The 1,428-nt window shown below is 73.7% G+C and carries 2 protein-coding genes; one reads left to right on the top strand and one right to left on the bottom strand.

The features are described from left to right. A partial coding sequence (locus ACWGH4_RS35055) for a beta-ketoacyl [acyl carrier protein] synthase domain-containing protein (RefSeq protein ID WP_453467953.1) occupies positions 1-622 on the bottom strand: 622 nt, incomplete at its 3' end. Between the two features lie 231 nt (positions 623-853). On the opposite strand from ACWGH4_RS35055, the gene ACWGH4_RS35050 reads away from it, so the two are divergent. Beyond that, positions 854-1,428: 5' nucleotidase, NT5C type (locus ACWGH4_RS35050; protein ID WP_453467951.1), on the top strand; the 575-nt coding region annotated here is incomplete at its 3' end.

The following is a 1,428-nucleotide window of genomic DNA, read 5'->3' as shown; positions in this document are numbered from 1 at the left end:
GATGCACACCGCCCGCCAGGGCGTGCGTGCACTCGCGGGCCCGCAGGCTCTGACAGGCCAGGTGCAGTGCGGCCAGCGAGGACGAACAGGCCGTGTCGACGACGAGGCTGGGCCCGCGCAGATCGAGGACGTAGGAGAGGCGGTTGGCGATCGCGCACAGCGACGCGCCGATCCCCGACCAGGCCTCGATCGCGGGCAGGTCCTCGAGCATCTGCCGCCCGTAGTCGTCGGACCCGGCGCCCATGAACACGCCCGCATCAGAACCGGCCAGGGTGTGCGGGGCGATCCCCGCGTCCTCCAGCGCCTCCCAGCCCGCCTCCAGCGTCAGCCGCTGCTGGGGGTCCATCAGCTCCGCCTCGCGCGGGGTGATCCCGAAGAACGCGGCGTCGAAACCGGCCGCGTCGGCGAGGAACGCGCCCCGCCGCGGCGCGCCGGCCAGCGCACGCGCCGCGCCCGGCCGGCCCCGGTAGGCGTCCCAGCGTCCCTCGGGCAGATCGCCGACGGCCTCACGGCCCTCGGTCAGGAACGTCCAGTACGCGTCAGGGGTGTCGATCCCGCCCGGCAGGCGGCACCCGATCCCGACGACGGCGATGGCTTCGGCATGTTCGTGCTGCTGCGTCACAGAATCTGCCTTTCGGCGTTGGCGAACGGTCCCACGTCCACAGGCCAGCAAATCCCGCCGGGAGCAAGCGCGGTGCAAGTCCCCCCGCCCCGTCCTGCCGGCCCGCCCCTCGCGGGCACGTTGCGACGGCGTTGCGGGCGGCGGTCCACGATGCCGACCGGGCGGCACCACCCCCCGGGGATCCGGGAGCCGGCGGCCGTCTCCACGCGGTACGAGGTCAAGGAGGCAGCCGTGACCCGCACACTGGACATCGGTCTCGACATCGACGGGGTGCTCTACCCCTTCGTCGACGTCGTCGCCCGCTACGCCGAGCACACCCTGGGACGCCCGTGCTCTGCGAAGGCCGAGTCATGGGACTGGTACGTGCACCAATGGGGCCTGAGCGAGCAGGAGTTCTTCGCGCTGTGCGGGCGGGGGGTGCACGACAACGTCGTGTTCACCGAGGGCGCCCCGCTGCCCGGCGCGCTCGAGGCGGTCCGCGAACTGGCCCGCGCCGGCCACCGGCTGCACTACGTGACGGCCCGCGCGATCACCGGCGTGCCCGCGCAGCTGGCCTGGAACCGCACGGCGGCGTGGCTGGCCGCCTGGGACTTCCCCGTCGACTCGCTGACCATCGCCGCCGACAAGGCGTGCCGGTTCACCGACGTCTTCCTCGACGACTCGCCCGGCAACTGCGACGCGCTCGTCGACGCCGGCCACCCGCGTCCCGTGCTGTGGTGCCACGGGCCGATCACCGCCCACCGGGCGGAACGGGTCTTCGACTGGGACGAGTTCCTCGCCCTGGTGGCCGCCGAGAGCGCCGCCCC

It is taken from the genome of Streptomyces sp. NPDC054847 (assembly GCF_053610925.1).
Note: the sequence above shows the minus strand (reverse complement) of the source record. Positions and strands in the feature narration are given on the sequence as shown.